The 14,772-nt window shown below is 43.0% G+C and carries 10 protein-coding genes; 9 read left to right on the plus strand and 1 reads right to left on the minus strand.

The genetic code is table 11. The features are described 5' to 3' along the window. The first annotated feature begins 15 nt into the window (after window positions 1-15). From sstT to V1500_RS06485, 4 genes are all read left to right on the plus strand, one after another. Window positions 16-1,254: a serine/threonine transporter SstT gene (gene sstT / locus V1500_RS06470; RefSeq protein WP_409304761.1), complete on the plus strand. Its 1,239-nt coding sequence runs from the start codon at window positions 16-18 to the stop codon at window positions 1,252-1,254. A 489-nt stretch (window positions 1,255-1,743) separates the two neighbouring features. After that, on the plus strand, window positions 1,744-2,502 hold the full coding sequence (locus V1500_RS06475) for a GNAT family N-acetyltransferase (RefSeq protein WP_409304762.1): 759 nt from the start codon (window positions 1,744-1,746) through the stop codon (window positions 2,500-2,502). 329 nt (window positions 2,503-2,831) lie between these two features. Then, window positions 2,832-3,719, plus strand: coding sequence for a DUF1028 domain-containing protein (locus V1500_RS06480; protein WP_409304763.1), 888 nt, complete (start codon window positions 2,832-2,834; stop codon window positions 3,717-3,719). Window positions 3,720-4,143: 424 nt separating this feature from the next. Then, the gene (locus tag V1500_RS06485; RefSeq protein ID WP_409304764.1) at window positions 4,144-5,484 is read left to right on the plus strand and encodes an MATE family efflux transporter; all 1,341 of its coding nucleotides are present in this window, start codon (window positions 4,144-4,146) and stop codon (window positions 5,482-5,484) included. Window positions 5,485-5,535: 51 nt separating this feature from the next. Here the strand turns inward: V1500_RS06485 and V1500_RS06490 are convergent, their stop codons facing one another. Beyond that, window positions 5,536-7,434 carry a glycoside hydrolase family 3 protein gene (locus tag V1500_RS06490; RefSeq protein WP_409304765.1) on the minus strand — a complete coding sequence of 633 codons (1,899 nt, stop codon included), beginning with the start codon at window positions 7,432-7,434 and terminating at the stop codon, window positions 5,536-5,538. A gap of 417 nt (window positions 7,435-7,851) precedes the next feature. On the opposite strand from V1500_RS06490, the gene V1500_RS06495 reads away from it, so the two are divergent. The 5 genes from V1500_RS06495 (at window position 7,852) to mglA (ending at window position 14,770) form a co-directional block, all read left to right on the plus strand. Further along, window positions 7,852-8,841: a sugar-binding protein gene (locus V1500_RS06495; RefSeq protein WP_409304766.1), complete on the plus strand. Its 990-nt coding sequence runs from the start codon at window positions 7,852-7,854 to the stop codon at window positions 8,839-8,841. Then, complete coding sequence (locus tag V1500_RS06500; protein ID WP_409304767.1) at window positions 8,838-10,310, plus strand: sensor histidine kinase; 1,473 nt, start codon at window positions 8,838-8,840, stop codon at window positions 10,308-10,310. Before V1500_RS06495 ends, V1500_RS06500 begins: the two co-directional genes overlap by 4 nt. Further along, the gene (locus V1500_RS06505) at window positions 10,288-11,874 is read left to right on the plus strand and encodes a response regulator (RefSeq protein WP_409304768.1); all 1,587 of its coding nucleotides are present in this window, start codon (window positions 10,288-10,290) and stop codon (window positions 11,872-11,874) included. The genes V1500_RS06500 and V1500_RS06505 overlap by 23 nt, the downstream gene beginning before the upstream one ends. Window positions 11,875-12,062: 188 nt before the next feature. Continuing rightward, the gene (mglB, locus tag V1500_RS06510; protein ID WP_409304769.1) at window positions 12,063-13,142 is read left to right on the plus strand and encodes a galactose/glucose ABC transporter substrate-binding protein MglB; all 1,080 of its coding nucleotides are present in this window, start codon (window positions 12,063-12,065) and stop codon (window positions 13,140-13,142) included. 122 nt (window positions 13,143-13,264) lie between these two features. Continuing rightward, window positions 13,265-14,770, plus strand: coding sequence for a galactose/methyl galactoside ABC transporter ATP-binding protein MglA (mglA, locus tag V1500_RS06515; protein WP_409304770.1), 1,506 nt, complete (start codon window positions 13,265-13,267; stop codon window positions 14,768-14,770). Window positions 14,771-14,772: the final 2 nt, after the last annotated feature.

The following is a 14,772-nucleotide window of genomic DNA, read 5'->3' on the forward strand; positions in this document are numbered from 1 at the left end:
ATGGAGGGGACATCTATGAAAAATATATGGAACAAGTGGAATCAATTGAGCCTGGTAAAACAGATTATCATTGGTTTGGTTATCGGTATTATTTTGGCTATTGCGATGCCTGAAGCAGCAAAGCCTGTTGTGATTTTTGGCTCTTTATTTGTCGGTGCTCTAAAGGCAATTGCACCAGTACTGGTACTTTTCCTGGTCATGTCGGCAATTGCACAGCATAAGAGCGGCCAGCAGACGAATATGAAATCAATCATTAGCCTTTACCTTTTGGGAACCTTTTTAGCAGGATTAATCGCCGTTATTGCAAGTTTTATTTTCCCTGTAAGCCTAACACTTGCAAAGGGTGCCGAGGGTGTAACGGCTCCTGGCGGTGTTGTAGAGGTTCTGAAATCATTGCTGATGAATGTTGTGGATAATCCGGTCAAAGCAATTGTTAATGCGAACTATATCGGTATTTTAGCGTGGGCGGTTCTATTGGGGCTGGCATTAAAAAATGCCGCCGACAGCACAAAAACCCTCATCTCCAATTTTTCGGATGCAGTGTCCAAACTGGTTACATGGGTCATTAAATTTGCTCCATTAGGAATCTTAGGTCTGGTATTTGAATCGATTACTGCAAATGGTCTTGAATCATTGCTCAGCTATGGAAAATTGCTTGCTGTTTTGATCGGCTGCATGCTCTTTGTAGCGCTGGTTGTGAATCCGGCCATTGTTTACGCGGTTATACGCCAAAATCCATACCCGCTTGTTTTTAAGTGCTTGAAGGAAAGCGGCATTACAGCATTCTTTACACGAAGCTCAGCCTCAAATATCCCGGTTAATATGAAACTATCTGAACAGCTAGGGTTGAATAAGGATAGTTACTCAGTTTCAATTCCATTAGGTGCAACAATCAATATGGCTGGTGCCGCTGTTACCATTTCTGTTTTGACACTTGCAGCGGTCCATACACTTGGCATTGAAGTGGACATTCCTACTGCTATCATCCTTAGTGTACTGTCTGCAATATGTGCATGCGGCGCTTCCGGTGTTGCTGGCGGTTCCTTATTGCTGATCCCTCTTGCATGCAGCTTATTCGGGATCCCGGGGGATGTTGCTATGCAGGTAGTGGGAGTAGGCTTTATCATCGGTGTGTTACAGGACTCTTTTGAAACGGCCCTTAACTCATCGACAGACGTCCTCTTTACGGCTGCAGCTGAATTCAGGGAGTGGCGTAAAGAAGGAAAAACCATAGATATTCGGAAGGCTGCATAAAGAACATGCACGTGTACTGCACCCTGATTGTTAAACTTGCAATTAGGGTGCAGTTTTTTTATAGACGAGGGGGAGTCCTGCGAATTTTTTGGACCTATGAACCGTTCGAGCATAAAAAAAGGATTTCGCGCAAAAATCTTAAAATTTCGATCAAAAATTTAAGATTTTGCGCATAAATCTTGGGATTCTGCTCATAAAACAAAGGATTCGATGATCATAAGCATGGTTTTCCTGAAAACATTTTTTAATAGAAATTGATTGTTGGGCTTATTATGATGAAAATATAACTATTATCAAAGGTTTTTACTGACCTTTAAAACAAAAACCAACCTGTTTTCTGTTTTCGTACAACGTACTGTTACGTATTAATTTTCAGTAAATTGCAGGATTCCCCGGCATTCATTTCGTATTAGTTATCTATTCGCCTTTATGGCTCAAATGTCAGAATTTATAGAGGGCGGGCCTTAGTATCAAATAAAGGAGAAACAAATGAAAAACATAACATTTAGAAATATCCGCAGGCTCGGCCAAAAAGTGTTTGAAAACGATTTCTACATACATGTCCATAACCCAGAGATGCTGCTGCAGTACGACAGCAATTTCATAAGGTTTAAAAGAATGCCGGCGATGGATGAATTTAAGCAGGCTGAAGAGTATTTAAGGTTTTACCATAAGAAATTTGGGCAGAACCATCTGCGGTTTTATTTTCCGGAAGGGGAAAAATTGACTACGAAACTATCGAATTACATGAATCATGAAGCGAATTACACCATTGGCTTTTTGGAGCTTTTTGCGATCCAGCCAACTGACTTCGTTGCTGTAGCAGATCATCCTGATATTGTGGTTGAGAAGGTAGCTCACGATACATTGGAATCCTTTTTACAATTTCAGTATGAACAGGATGCTGTATACGGTCATAATTATGCCGAACAGAAACAGGGACAGCATCTACGGAATTTCAAAGATGAAAATATATTGCAAATCATCGCCTTGTACAAAGGCGGCCTCGCTGGTTCGGCCGATGTTATTATTGCGGAAGATACTGCTGAAATTGATGGCTTAGTGGTTAAGGAAGATTTTCAGAGAAAAGGTATCGGGAGCCGGATACAAAAATTTGTGATGGATGAGTTTCTGGACAAGACCGTCGTTTTGGTAGCCGATGGGGAAGATACACCAAAAGAAATGTATCGAAAACAAAACTACCAATATCTTGGTTTTCAATATGAATCTCTTAAATTGGATGAATAAGCTTACACTTACATATGATTTTAAATGGGTCTTTTTAGCAAGTTGCTTCATGCAACCCATGGTACGCTTGTAAAGGGTATAGGGATCAGTAACCGATGCTTTTGAATGGTAGCAATGAATTGACTCAATGACGGTCAGGCATATACAAAGTATATTTTTTTGTTGCCATAAAGAACAATATGATAAATATACAGCAATACATTTCTTGTGGAAGAAGAATAGTTAGAACTGTAATGCGGCATGGAAGCATGTGGTTCGCGCTTGTCCATTTTTCTTGCGTGCCATACAGAAGAACTTAGACTCAAAAATATAAATGGAGGGGATTAACCATGAATAAATTACCGCGTGATTATGTAAATACTTTTTCAATTGTCGCGTTTGACCCGGAAACAGAAGAGTTAGGAGTTGCGGTTGCATCCAAATTTTTATCTGTAGGTTCGATTGTGCCTTGGGCAAAGGCTGGAGTAGGGGCTATTGCGACGCAATCTTGGGCAAACCCTCTATATGGGAAAGATGGGCTTGAGTGGATGGCAGAGGGTAAGGATGCTGAACAAACGCTGCAATTGTTGCTGGAAAAGGATGAACAGAGAGAGAGCCGGCAGGTCGGTCTGGTAGATGCTGAAGGAAACAGTGCTACATTTACTGGAAGTGACTGTTATTCCTGGGCGGGAGGTATATCTGGTCCTAATTTCGCATGCCAGGGGAATATTTTAACAGGGGAAGATGTCGTAAAAGCAATGGCTGACGCTTTTCAAAGTGCCACAGGAAGCTTGGCAGCACGGCTTGCAGTTGCATTGAAAGCAGGGGAGGACGCTGGAGGGGACAGCCGCGGGAAGCAATCGGCAGCACTGCTGGTTGTTAAGGAAAATGGAGGCTATGGAGGAATTACTGACCGGTATATTGATTTGCGTGTAGATGACCATCAGGAGCCAGTTAAAGAATTAATAAGGATTTTACGGCTGCATGAGCTATATTTTCACAAATCAGCGAATGAAGACATCCTCGAGGTGCAAGGTGAATTCAAAGCAGAAATGGCTGGACTTCTAACAAAGTTGGGTTATATAAAAACAGCACAGCCTTCCGATCAGGAAATATTTGAAGCGCTGCAGTCATTTCATCTGATAGAGAATTTTGATGAACGTATTCAGGCGGAGGGTTATGTAGATAAAAAAGTAGTAAATTTTATGAATGATCTGGTATCACAAAGGAATGATTAAGCAGGCAAATCAATAGAGATTAAGGAACTGCAGCTAGCTCTTAGTTCGCAAGGTCATTCCTTTTTTGATAGTGTGACCGCCAAGCAGAGGATTGCAGGTATAACATGCGAAATCAGAATAATGGCCTTAATGGCGTCCGTGTTAAGCCAGCGCACAGAAAATGGCTCTTAAGAGGCGCCGTATTATCATTTTCATGACGGATGTTAAATCAGGGAGAACCGTATTGGTTCTCTTTTTTTATGTATATACCATGGCAGCTAACAATGTAAAAGAAGAGTATGAAATATAGGTATAATAAATGCCTTCTCGCGAGTAACGATACAGGCAGAGGGAGTGGACATAGTTGCTTAAGCGCCATTTCTGAATAACCTGACACCATTATGATAAGATATGAAAATACAAAAGCGAAAAAGGAGCAGTTGAATTGCCACAGCTGGATTTTACAAAGGGAAATATTCTTAGACAGCTATTCTTCTTTTCTACTCCGATTATGCTTGCGAATTTGCTTCAGGTTTCTTATCAGTTTGTTGATAGTTTGTGGGTCGGGAATCTGATTGGGGCGAATGCACTCGGAGCGGTTACAGTTGCCAGCACAGTCATTCTGACAGTGCTTTCATTTATTATAGGAGTTAATAATGTCACTTTGACGATTCTGTCACAGCAGCGCGGCAAGGATAATGATTCCGGGCTTAAAAATTACCTGAATGCGTTCGTTGTGCTTTTGACCGTTTTGTCACTGACAGTGGGAACAGTCGGTTATGTATGTACAGAGCCGATCTTGCATATGCTGGACACCCCCGCAGAAATGATCGATGATGCGGCTGCATATTTAAGGATTAATTTTGTCGGAATCCTGTTTTTATTGGGTTACAATTTTATCAGCACGGTGCTTAGAGCGCTGGGCGACAGTAAAACGCCCTTAAGGATTGTATTTATTGCCGTAGTCCTTAATGTCATATTGGATCCGATTTTTATTTCGGTACTTGATTGGGGAGTAGAAGGGGCGGCCTATGCCACTGTTGCTTCTCAGGGTTTGTCATTCATTCTAGGAGTCATCTATACCCTTCGGAGAGGTGCGGTCCCGTTTACTGTCCCTTTCCTTCCAGACAAGGAAGAGATTCTGTTGATCCTAAAATTAGGCATACCGGCCGGTTTGCAGATGACCGTTATTTTCGCGGGAGTCACCGCAATCATGACTGTAGTCAATTCTTTCGGTGCGCATGCGGTTGCCGGCTTTGGTGCGGCACAGCGGCTCGATAGCCTGATTACCTTGCCGGCAATGGCGCTGGGCACGGCTGTAAACAGCATGGCGGGTCATAATATTGGCGCAGGGCGATGGGATCGAGTCCATAAAATTGCATGGTACGGAACATTATATAATCTAGTCATCATGCTTCTGATAGCCGCCATTATTTTTATTTTTGCTGAACCTGCGATAAAGTTGTTTATCCAGGAACCGGACGCTGTGGGATTTGGCGCAGAATACCTGAGAATCGTTGCCTTTTTCTATCCATTTATCGGGATGAATTTTATATTGAATGGGGTAGTGAGGGGATCAGGTGCCATGTATCAGGTGCTCGTTCTAAACATTATTTCTTTCTGGGTACTGCGTTATCCTCTGACATACTTTTGCTCCTCGCTTATAGGGGAAGAGGGAATTGCACTCGGGATGGGCATTGGATTTGTAATCAGCAGTGCGTTTGCTCTATCATATTATTTATTCGGAAAATGGAAAAGCACCGAACTGTTTGTGGAAAAAAGATAAAAAGGAACGAATCCCCGCGAATTCGTTCCCTTTTTTATAGCATCAAAGCTTCTAATGCTTCTTGCCTTTCACATGAGTTTGCAGTCCAAAGCCTTTTTTAAACAGCGGATGGACTTTATCATGTGTATTGATTTGCTGCATATTCTTTGGCCATGTGAAGGAAAGCTTTCCTGTGAAAGGATAGTCGCCGAATAGAACGTCAGCAATACCAGCTCCTTCGCTTCCCGGAAGCCATGAAGCAACGAATGCGTCCCAATCCTTAACCTCGTCGGTTACGATCATTGGACGGCCGGATTGCAGAAGCACTACCATTGGAACGCCGGAAGCTTTCACCTTATTTAACAGGTCGATATCTTCCTGCAGAAGTCCCAAATCATCACGGTCTCCAAACATTTCCGCATATGGCGGTTCACCGATCACGACAACTGCAACGTCGTGTCCCTGTGCTCCCGTACCATCCTCACTATATTCAACCTTTGTATTTGGACCGGTAACCTCCGTAATGCCATCCAAAATTGTTGTTCCAGGAATCAGGTCTTTTTCAGGCTGTCCCATCCATTGAGGGGATCCGCCTTGCCAGCTGATTGTCCAGCCTCCCGCCTGGTATCCCATATTATCTGCTTTCTTCCCAGCGACAAATATATTCAATCCATCTTTCTTTAGAGGCAGTATATCATTTTCATTCTTTAACAATACCTGAGATTTTCTTACTGCTTCACGGGCAACTTTTCTATGATCATCCGTACCTATTCCTTGTGCCACCAGGTCTCTGTCGGCATAAGGGTTTTCGAATAATCCGTTTTCAAACTTCACGCGGAGAATCCGGGTAACGGCATCATCGATACGGCTCTGTGAAACCTCACCAGTACCTACAAGCTCTTTCGCAGTGGATATGAATTGTTTCCAATCATTTGGAATCATAAACAGGTCGATTCCAGCGTTTACGCTGCGTTTAATGGATTCCCTAAAGTCGTTTGGAACGATTTGCTGAGGGCCATTATAGTCAGAGATGACAAAACCGGTAAAGCCAAGATCTCCCTTCAATACTTCAGTAATAAGGTGATAGTCGCCATGCGTTTTTAGTCCGTTAATGCTTGAATACGTAACCATCACCGTGCGTGCTCCGGCTTTGATTGCTTCTTTATAAGGCTTGATGTGCTTCTTGATTTCTTCATCCGTATATTCTGTTACATTTCCCTGGTCATCGCCGCCCTCAGTCAGGCCGTCCCCGACGAAGTGCTTAATGCTTGCCGCCACATGCTCACCTTTAAGGAAATCCTTATCCTTTAGATCACCTTGGAGCCCTTTTACCAGCGCAGAACCGAGCTTGCCAGTATCTTGTGGATCCTCGCTATAGCCTTCATACGTTCTGCCCCAGCGGATGTTTTGAGGGGCGGCCAGGACAGGTGCAAATGTGTAGGAAATACCTGTAGCGCGGACTTCCTTGGCCGTTACCTCGCCAATGCGTTTCATTAGGTCGGTGTCGTTTGCTGCACCTAAGCCAATATTATGAGGAAAAACAGTAGCACCATAAACATTATTGTGGCCATGCACAGCATCCACGCCATAGATGATTGGGATCCCAAGCCTGCTGTTCAGAGCCCCGCTTTGGAAATTATCGACCATATCAGCCCAATCTTTTGGAGTATTCCCTGTTGGCGGCAGGGATCCTCCCCCGCTTAAAATGGAGCCGATGCCATAATTTTTGACATCTTCAGCAGTCAGGGCATTGCGCTCCGGCTGCACCATCTGGCCGATTTTTTCATCGAGCGTCATTCTAGAGAGCAAGTCGCTTACCCGTTGTTCAATAGGGAGCTTGGAGTTTTTGTATGAGGCGTCTTTCGTTTTTGCTTCTGCGTTGCTGGATACAGTTCCAACTACTGTACCAACAGACAAGGAGAGAATGGTCAAACCTGTAAGTATTTTTTTTGCTGCTTTTCTTATTGCCATTTTAGTACCTCCCATACATTTTTTGATTCATGTATAAAAAAGAATTGTAAGGACCCTCCTTCCGCATTGTTATGTATGCACTTACAAACAGACTATATCATGGGTAAAAAACAGAAAATCCTGCAAGATAATGGATTTATTTGCGATTGTCTGGATTATCTTGTTCTTAATTCAAGATTTAAGACTATCTAACTATTACCTCTCATTAGTATATAAGGCTAAAGAATCCTACCGGTTAGTCCCAATTTCCTGTGTGTGCTTGGAGATTAGAAAATCGAATAAAAAAACTGAACTATTACAGGAATATCTTTTGTATTGATAGAACATGTAGAGAGTTGCAATTTTTGACAGCGCTTTCTTTTATGCTAGAATTCTTTTTTCATAGACATCAGCATTGGTACAAAAATGGGGGATACTATGGACAGAATGGAAAGAAAAATTTACATGGTCGGAATCATTGCTTTTGTCATCAGCTGTGCAATTACCATCCATTATATTTACAAACTTAATTTCTTCACTCCTGTCCATGGACAGGCACCCATAAAGCATAAGTACCATTTTGTACTTGTGCCAGAGGAGCTCGACAATGACTATTGGAGGCTTGTTGAAAAAGGGGCGAAAAAGGCTGCTGCCGAAAGAGGGATTCTTCTGGAGTATCTGGGACCTGAACAAGCAAATATCGAGAAGCATTTAACCACCCTTGAGATGGCAGCTGCTTCAAAGGTGGACGGGATCATTACCCAGGGATTGACGGATGAGCAGTTCACACCCTTAATCAACCGGATCGTGGACGCCGACATTCCTGTGATCACTATAGATACAGATGCACCTAAAAGCAATCGGATTGCCTATATTGGCACTGATAATTACTACTCCGGCTATTTAGCCGGCAGTGCACTCATACATGATACAGATGGAAAGGTAAAAGTAGGAATTATCACAGGTGATCTTTGGACAAATCATCAGCAGCTTCGTGTGAAAGGATTTATGGACGCCATTAAGAGCCAGAAGAGAATTTCCGTGGTCGGTATAGAAGAATCAAAAATTACAAGAGTGGGCGCTGCGGAAAAAGCATACAAACTGATGCAGGAGCATCCTGAAGTCAATGCTTTTTATGGAACCAGTGCACTCGATGGCATAGGGATTGCCCAGGTCGCAGAACAGCTTTCGAAAAAACCTTATATCATCGGGTATGATACGCTGCCAGAGACCGTTGTGTATATGGAAAAAGGAATCATAAGAGCCACAGTCACCCAGAAGCCATTCGAGATGGGGTACGGAGCCGTGCAAATGATGGTTGAGGCCATCCATGGCAAGGCTGTAGCTCCAATCAAGCATACAAGCACCACAATTTTAAGAAAGAGTGATTTGCACAAAATAATGCCACAGGAGGCACTTATTCGATGATATTCTCCATTCGAACAAAACTTCTGCTGTATTTTTTTGTGTTAATTCTGTTAATGTCCTCTGTCGCTCTGTTTTTTTATCAGAGCAGCCAACGGACGATCCGGGAATATGATGAGAGTTTCGCAAGCTTTCTGTTACTGAATGAAACATCCCAGCAGACAAAACTGGTGATGGATACATGGCAGGCCTATTTCGCCAGAAAAGAGCAGCGCTATCTGGATGATTACCAGAAAGAAAAAGAAAAGCTGCTGAAGATGAAAGCAAAGCTTTCCAGCCTGCAGCGCCCCGATGAGAGCGTGATCATGGACAGCTATCCAAATATGCTGGAAAGCTTTGTGACAGAGAGTGACATGGCAATCCGCTCTTTCCATGGCTCCCAGATCAGTGACTATTATATGCACGTAAACCAGGCTACAAAAATTGCAGGTTTCATTCAGGAAAGCACACTTTCTTTATTGAATCGGGAGTTGAATAATTATCAAAAATTCCATGATGATATCGAGGAGCGGAACCAGCTTTTTGGAAAGATGACACTTCCCTTATTCATCTCTACATTTTTATTAAGCTCTTTAATTGCGTTCTGGATTTCGGGAGGAATTACACGCCCAATCAGCAGACTGTCTAAAGCGGCCGGTGAAATTGCAAAAGGAAACTTTAGCGGTGAAGAAGTCCCCGTCACAACAAAGGATGAGCTTAAACCATTAACTGAAACATTTAATCAGATGAGGATGAATATAAGTGAATTAATAATCGAGATCAAGCAAAAGTCCGAGCTGGATAAATTGTTAAAGGAATTCGAACTGAGAAGCCTGCAAAACCAAATTAATCCGCATTTTCTTTTCAATACGTTGAATACAGTTTCAAAAATGGCATATCTGGAGGATGCGGAGAAGACAACACGATTGATTGAGGCCGTGTCTGCACTGCTTCGTTATAATTTGGGACATGCTGACAAACCAACATCATTAAAAAAGGAAGTGGATGTGGTAAAGGAATACTTTTACATCCAAAAAACACGATTCGGAGAAAGAATTCAATTTGCCACAGATATTGAGGAAGAATGCCTAGATATGTATGTACCGTCATTAATACTGCAACCTCTTGTAGAGAATGCATTTGTACATGGGGTAGAGTCGTATGAAGAGGGAGCGATTATTTCCTTGTCTATTTTTAAACGCAACAATTCGGTCTGGATCGAAGTCAGCGATAACGGTGTCGGGATGGATGCTGTTACCAGGAACAGGCTCTTGAAATTTATTGCCGGCCAGGAACAGGATGACCCCGTACAAACGCAAAAGTCGGGCGGTACAGGCATTGGAGTCAGAAATGTAATAAGAAGACTTCAAATTTTTGATGAGGGTGCCAGAATTGAAATAGAATCAGAACTAGAAGGAGGCACCTTGTTCAGATTGATGATTCCGTATGCAAAAGATGGAGGGATACAGCTTGCTAAAAGTATTAATAGCTGACGATGAAGTGCTGGAGCGTGTTGCGCTTTCAAAAATAATTTCAGCACATATGGAATATGTAAAAGTGATAGGTGAAGCGTCGAACGGCAGGGTTGCGATCGAGATGGCAAAACAGCATTCTCCTGATATTATTTTCATGGATATTAAGATGCCAGGCATCAATGGACTTGAGGCGGTACGGGCAATTAAACAATACAATCCCCATACAAGATTCATTATGGTATCCGCTTTTAATACATTTGATTATGCCAAGGAGGCGATGAACCAGGGAGTGAAGGAATTCATACTTAAACCCAGCCGGAAGGATGACATCCTTGAATCCCTTTCCCGCGTCTGTAAGGAAATTATGGCTGAGAAAGAGCAGGATTTGGAGAAAAACAAATTATTGACCAATTATGAGCAGGCCCTTACATTTGCACAAAAGGAATGGCTGTCATCATTGCTTGTCAATCCGGTTCACGATACAAGCTTTGAGGAAATGAGCAGGCTGCTGGGTTTTGAAATTAAAGCCGGGTATTCTATCGTTTTCTCATTCTACTCTTCAGCAAGCGCTCAAATAGATATGTTTATGAAGTGGCTGCAGGATACCTTGAAGAGGGTCAGTAATCAGGGAACAATCATTGGAACACCCATGGACAGCAAGATACCTGTTTTGTTTTTATGCAGGGACGAAGCGGAAATTATCAAATATAAATCCCAATGCCAGGCGATGATGCGGGCGTTTAATATGCTTTTTAAGGAGAAATTTGCTGACTCACAATTATATATGGGGATTGGCGAGCCTTATCGTTTCGCCAAAGAACTGTCCCATTCATTTATTCAGGCATTATTTGCATTGGAACAGCTGGATAGGAGGGAGAAGAGGAACTATTCCTTTGCCAGGAAAGAATCATTTTCTACCGCCGAACCAGCTCATGACCTTGAAGTGGAGCGGAGCCTCTTGGAATCAATCACGCAAGGGGACATTAGTCTTGCAGTTACTCATTATCAAGAATTCGTTCAGCATGCCCTGGCACGTACGGAAGGGAATATTTCCGCTCTGAAAAAGTCTTTCCAGGAATTATTAGTTGTTATATCGCGTACATTGCATGAACTTGGGCTCCAGTATAAACCCAATTTTTCGGTTGATGATCATAATGAGGCTTATCCTCTAATTGAGGGAGGGAAAGCCTTTGTGATGGCCGTTGTGCAATATATTCAGGTTTGGAGGAATAAGGAGACAAAGGGCTTGCTGCAAAAGGCTAAAGAGTATCTGGAAATCCATTATGCTGAGCCGTTGACCCTGGAGCAGGTGGCTGAGCACATTGAATTGAGCCCGTACTATTTCAGCAAGCTATTTAAGGAACGCTTTGGAATGACGTTCATCGATTATCTTACAGATATCCGCATTGCGCATGCCAAGCAGGAAATGTCCGACTTGGCAAAAAGCCTGAAAGAAATCTGCTATTCCATCGGCTACAAAGACCCAAATTATTTTAGCCGCGTTTTTAAGAAACATACCGGCTTGTCGCCATCCGAATACCGAAAAGCGCTCTCTGATGTAGTCTACTATTCTCGCGGGTAGTGGATTTTTTCGTTAGCCGATAGCAAGAAAATACATAGAACAATATGAGTGGTTGGTCAAAGAGACAAAATAATCTAGATAATCACAATTTAATGCTATTCAATTGGATATTGGAATGTACTGATACATGCTAACATAATTGTAAGGGCTTACACTGGTTTTAAAAATAAACAAGGGGGACTGATCTGATGTTTAAGAGAAAAAAAGGATTCATGCTATCTTTAACAGTTGCTTCTAGCATTCTATTGGCTGCCGGCTGCAATAGTTCATCATCCAGCAGCGGCGGAGGAGGAGGAAACTCCGGCGGTTCAGGAGGCGGGGACAAAGAAGTCTCTGTTGGCGCTACCATCTACAAATATGATGACAACTTTATGTCTTATGTGCGCCGTGCCATGGAAACAGAGGCAAAAGGAAAAGCCAATCTCATTCTGAATGATTCCCAGAATGACCAGGCAAAACAGATTGAGCAAATTGATACGCTGATTGCAAAGGGTGCGAAGTCCCTGGCGATCAATCTGGTCGATCCTAAAGCGGCCACTACTGTCATTGACAAGGCCAAAGCAAAGAATATTCCTGTTATCTTCTTCAATAAAGAGCCTGACGCCAATGTAATGGCCAGTTACGACAAAGCGTACTATGTCGGAACAACTTCTTCTGAATCCGGAGTCATCCAGGGAGAGATGATTGCAAAGGCGTGGGAAGCAAACAAGGATAAGTGGGACAAAAACAAGGATGGCAAGATTCAATACGTCCTATTAAAAGGGGAGCCAGGACATCCAGATGCCGAAGCCCGGACCAAATACTCAATTGATACCGTGAAAGAAAAAGGCATTGATGTGGAAGAGTTGGCTTTGGATACAGCGATGTGGGATGCTACCAAGGCTACCGAAAAGCTTGATGCGTGGCTGGCAAAATACAAGGACAAGATAGAATTTGTTATTGCCAATAACGATGGCATGGCATTGGGTGCCATTGCTTCCCTTGAAAAAGCTGGCTACTTCTCCGGAGATAAGTTCATGCCTGTCGTAGGTGTGGATGCAATCCCGGAAGCGCTTTCCATGATTGAAAATGGGAAAATGGTTGGAACTGTTTTGAACGATGCGAAAAACCAGGGTGGTGCAACTGTACAGCTTGCCATTAACGCTGCCAATGGAAAAGACGTCCTTGAAGGGACTGAGTGGAAATTGGATGATACGAAAGCTGTGCGTGTTCCTTATGTAGAAGTCACAAAAGACAATATCCAAGTCGGTAAGGACGCATATAAGTAATAGTTCGCCAACTAATATGAGAAGCACTTTTGTGCCTCTCATATTTTTTACATGCTATTTAATAGGGCAGGTCAAAGGGCGAATAAACGTAAACCTGCTGATTGAAGCTAGGAGGTTCAGTTATGCCAGAAACGAGTACTGGTTATTTACTGGAAATGCTTGATTTAACGAAAAGGTTTCCCGGGGTCGTGGCGCTTCAGGATGTCACGCTCAGAGTAAGGCCCGGTACCGTACATGCATTGATGGGGGAGAATGGGGCCGGAAAATCGACATTAATGAAATGCCTGTTCGGGATATACTCGATGGATGAAGGCCGCATTCTGCTGGACGGCCAGGAAGTAAGTTTTGCGAATTCCAAACAGGCCCTTGAAAATGGTGTTTCGATGGTACATCAGGAGCTGAACCAGGTCCGCCAGCGGAATGTGATGGATAATATATGGCTTGGCCGTTATCCTCGCAAAGGAATTTTTGTCGATGAAAATAAAATGTATGAGGATACAGTGGCGATTTTTGAAAATCTGTTTATCAACATCGATCCGCGGCGCAAGGTAAGCTCCTTGTCGGTTTCTGAAATGCAAATGGTGGAAATCGCAAAAGCCGTATCTTACCACTCCAAAATCATTGTGATGGATGAACCGACTTCCTCCCTTACAGAAACAGAGGTAAATCATTTATTTAAGATCATTAAAAAGCTGCAAAGTGATAATGTAGCTGTCATCTATATATCTCACAAGATGGAAGAGATTTTAAAAATATCGGATGAGGTCACAATCATGCGGGATGGCAAAAGCATCACAACGAAGGCAGCAAAGGATCTGACGACGAATGAAATTATCAAGCTGATGGTTGGGAGGGATCTGTCGCATCGTTTTCCGAATAAAATCAATGAACCGGGAGAGGTCATTCTAAAAGTGTCAGATTTTGCAGCAGAAATGGAAAAATCCTTCTCAGACATAAATTTCGAACTGAGGAAGGGGGAAATATTGGGGATTGCAGGCCTGGTCGGCTCCAAAAGGACTGAAGTGGTGGAGGCGCTTTTTGGTATAAGAGGCATCAGATCGGGCACGATCGAGCTGCATGGAAAAATAATTAAGAATTCCTCTCCGCAACAAGCCATAAAAAACGGTTTTGCACTAGTGACTGAAGAAAGGCGATCCACAGGCATTTATCCAGAACTCAGCATCAGCTTCAACTCGATCATTGCCAATCTTAAGCGATACAAATCAAAAAGCGGGTTCTTGTCTAACAGCAAGGTGCATGAAGATACCAAGTGGGTGATTGATTCTATGAAGGTAAAAACACCGTCCCAAAGGACTCCTATAGGAAGCTTGTCGGGCGGTAACCAGCAAAAAGTAATAATCGGCCGCTGGCTTTTGACAGGCCCTGAAATTTTATTGCTCGATGAACCGACCAGGGGAATTGATGTCGGAGCCAAGTTTGAGATTTACCAGCTGGTGAACAAACTCGCAGCTGAGGGGAAAGGCATTATCATGATTTCTTCTGAAATGCCAGAACTATTAGGGGTTACAGACCGCATTTTGGTCATGAGCAACGGAAGGGCTGCGGGTATCGTAAATACAGCTTCGACATCCCAGGAAGAAATTATGAGACTGGCAGCGTTGTATTAAGG

This window comes from Peribacillus sedimenti, from assembly GCF_046237635.1.
In the GTDB taxonomy this organism is placed as follows: Bacteria; Bacillota; Bacilli; order Bacillales; family DSM-1321; genus Peribacillus; species Peribacillus sedimenti.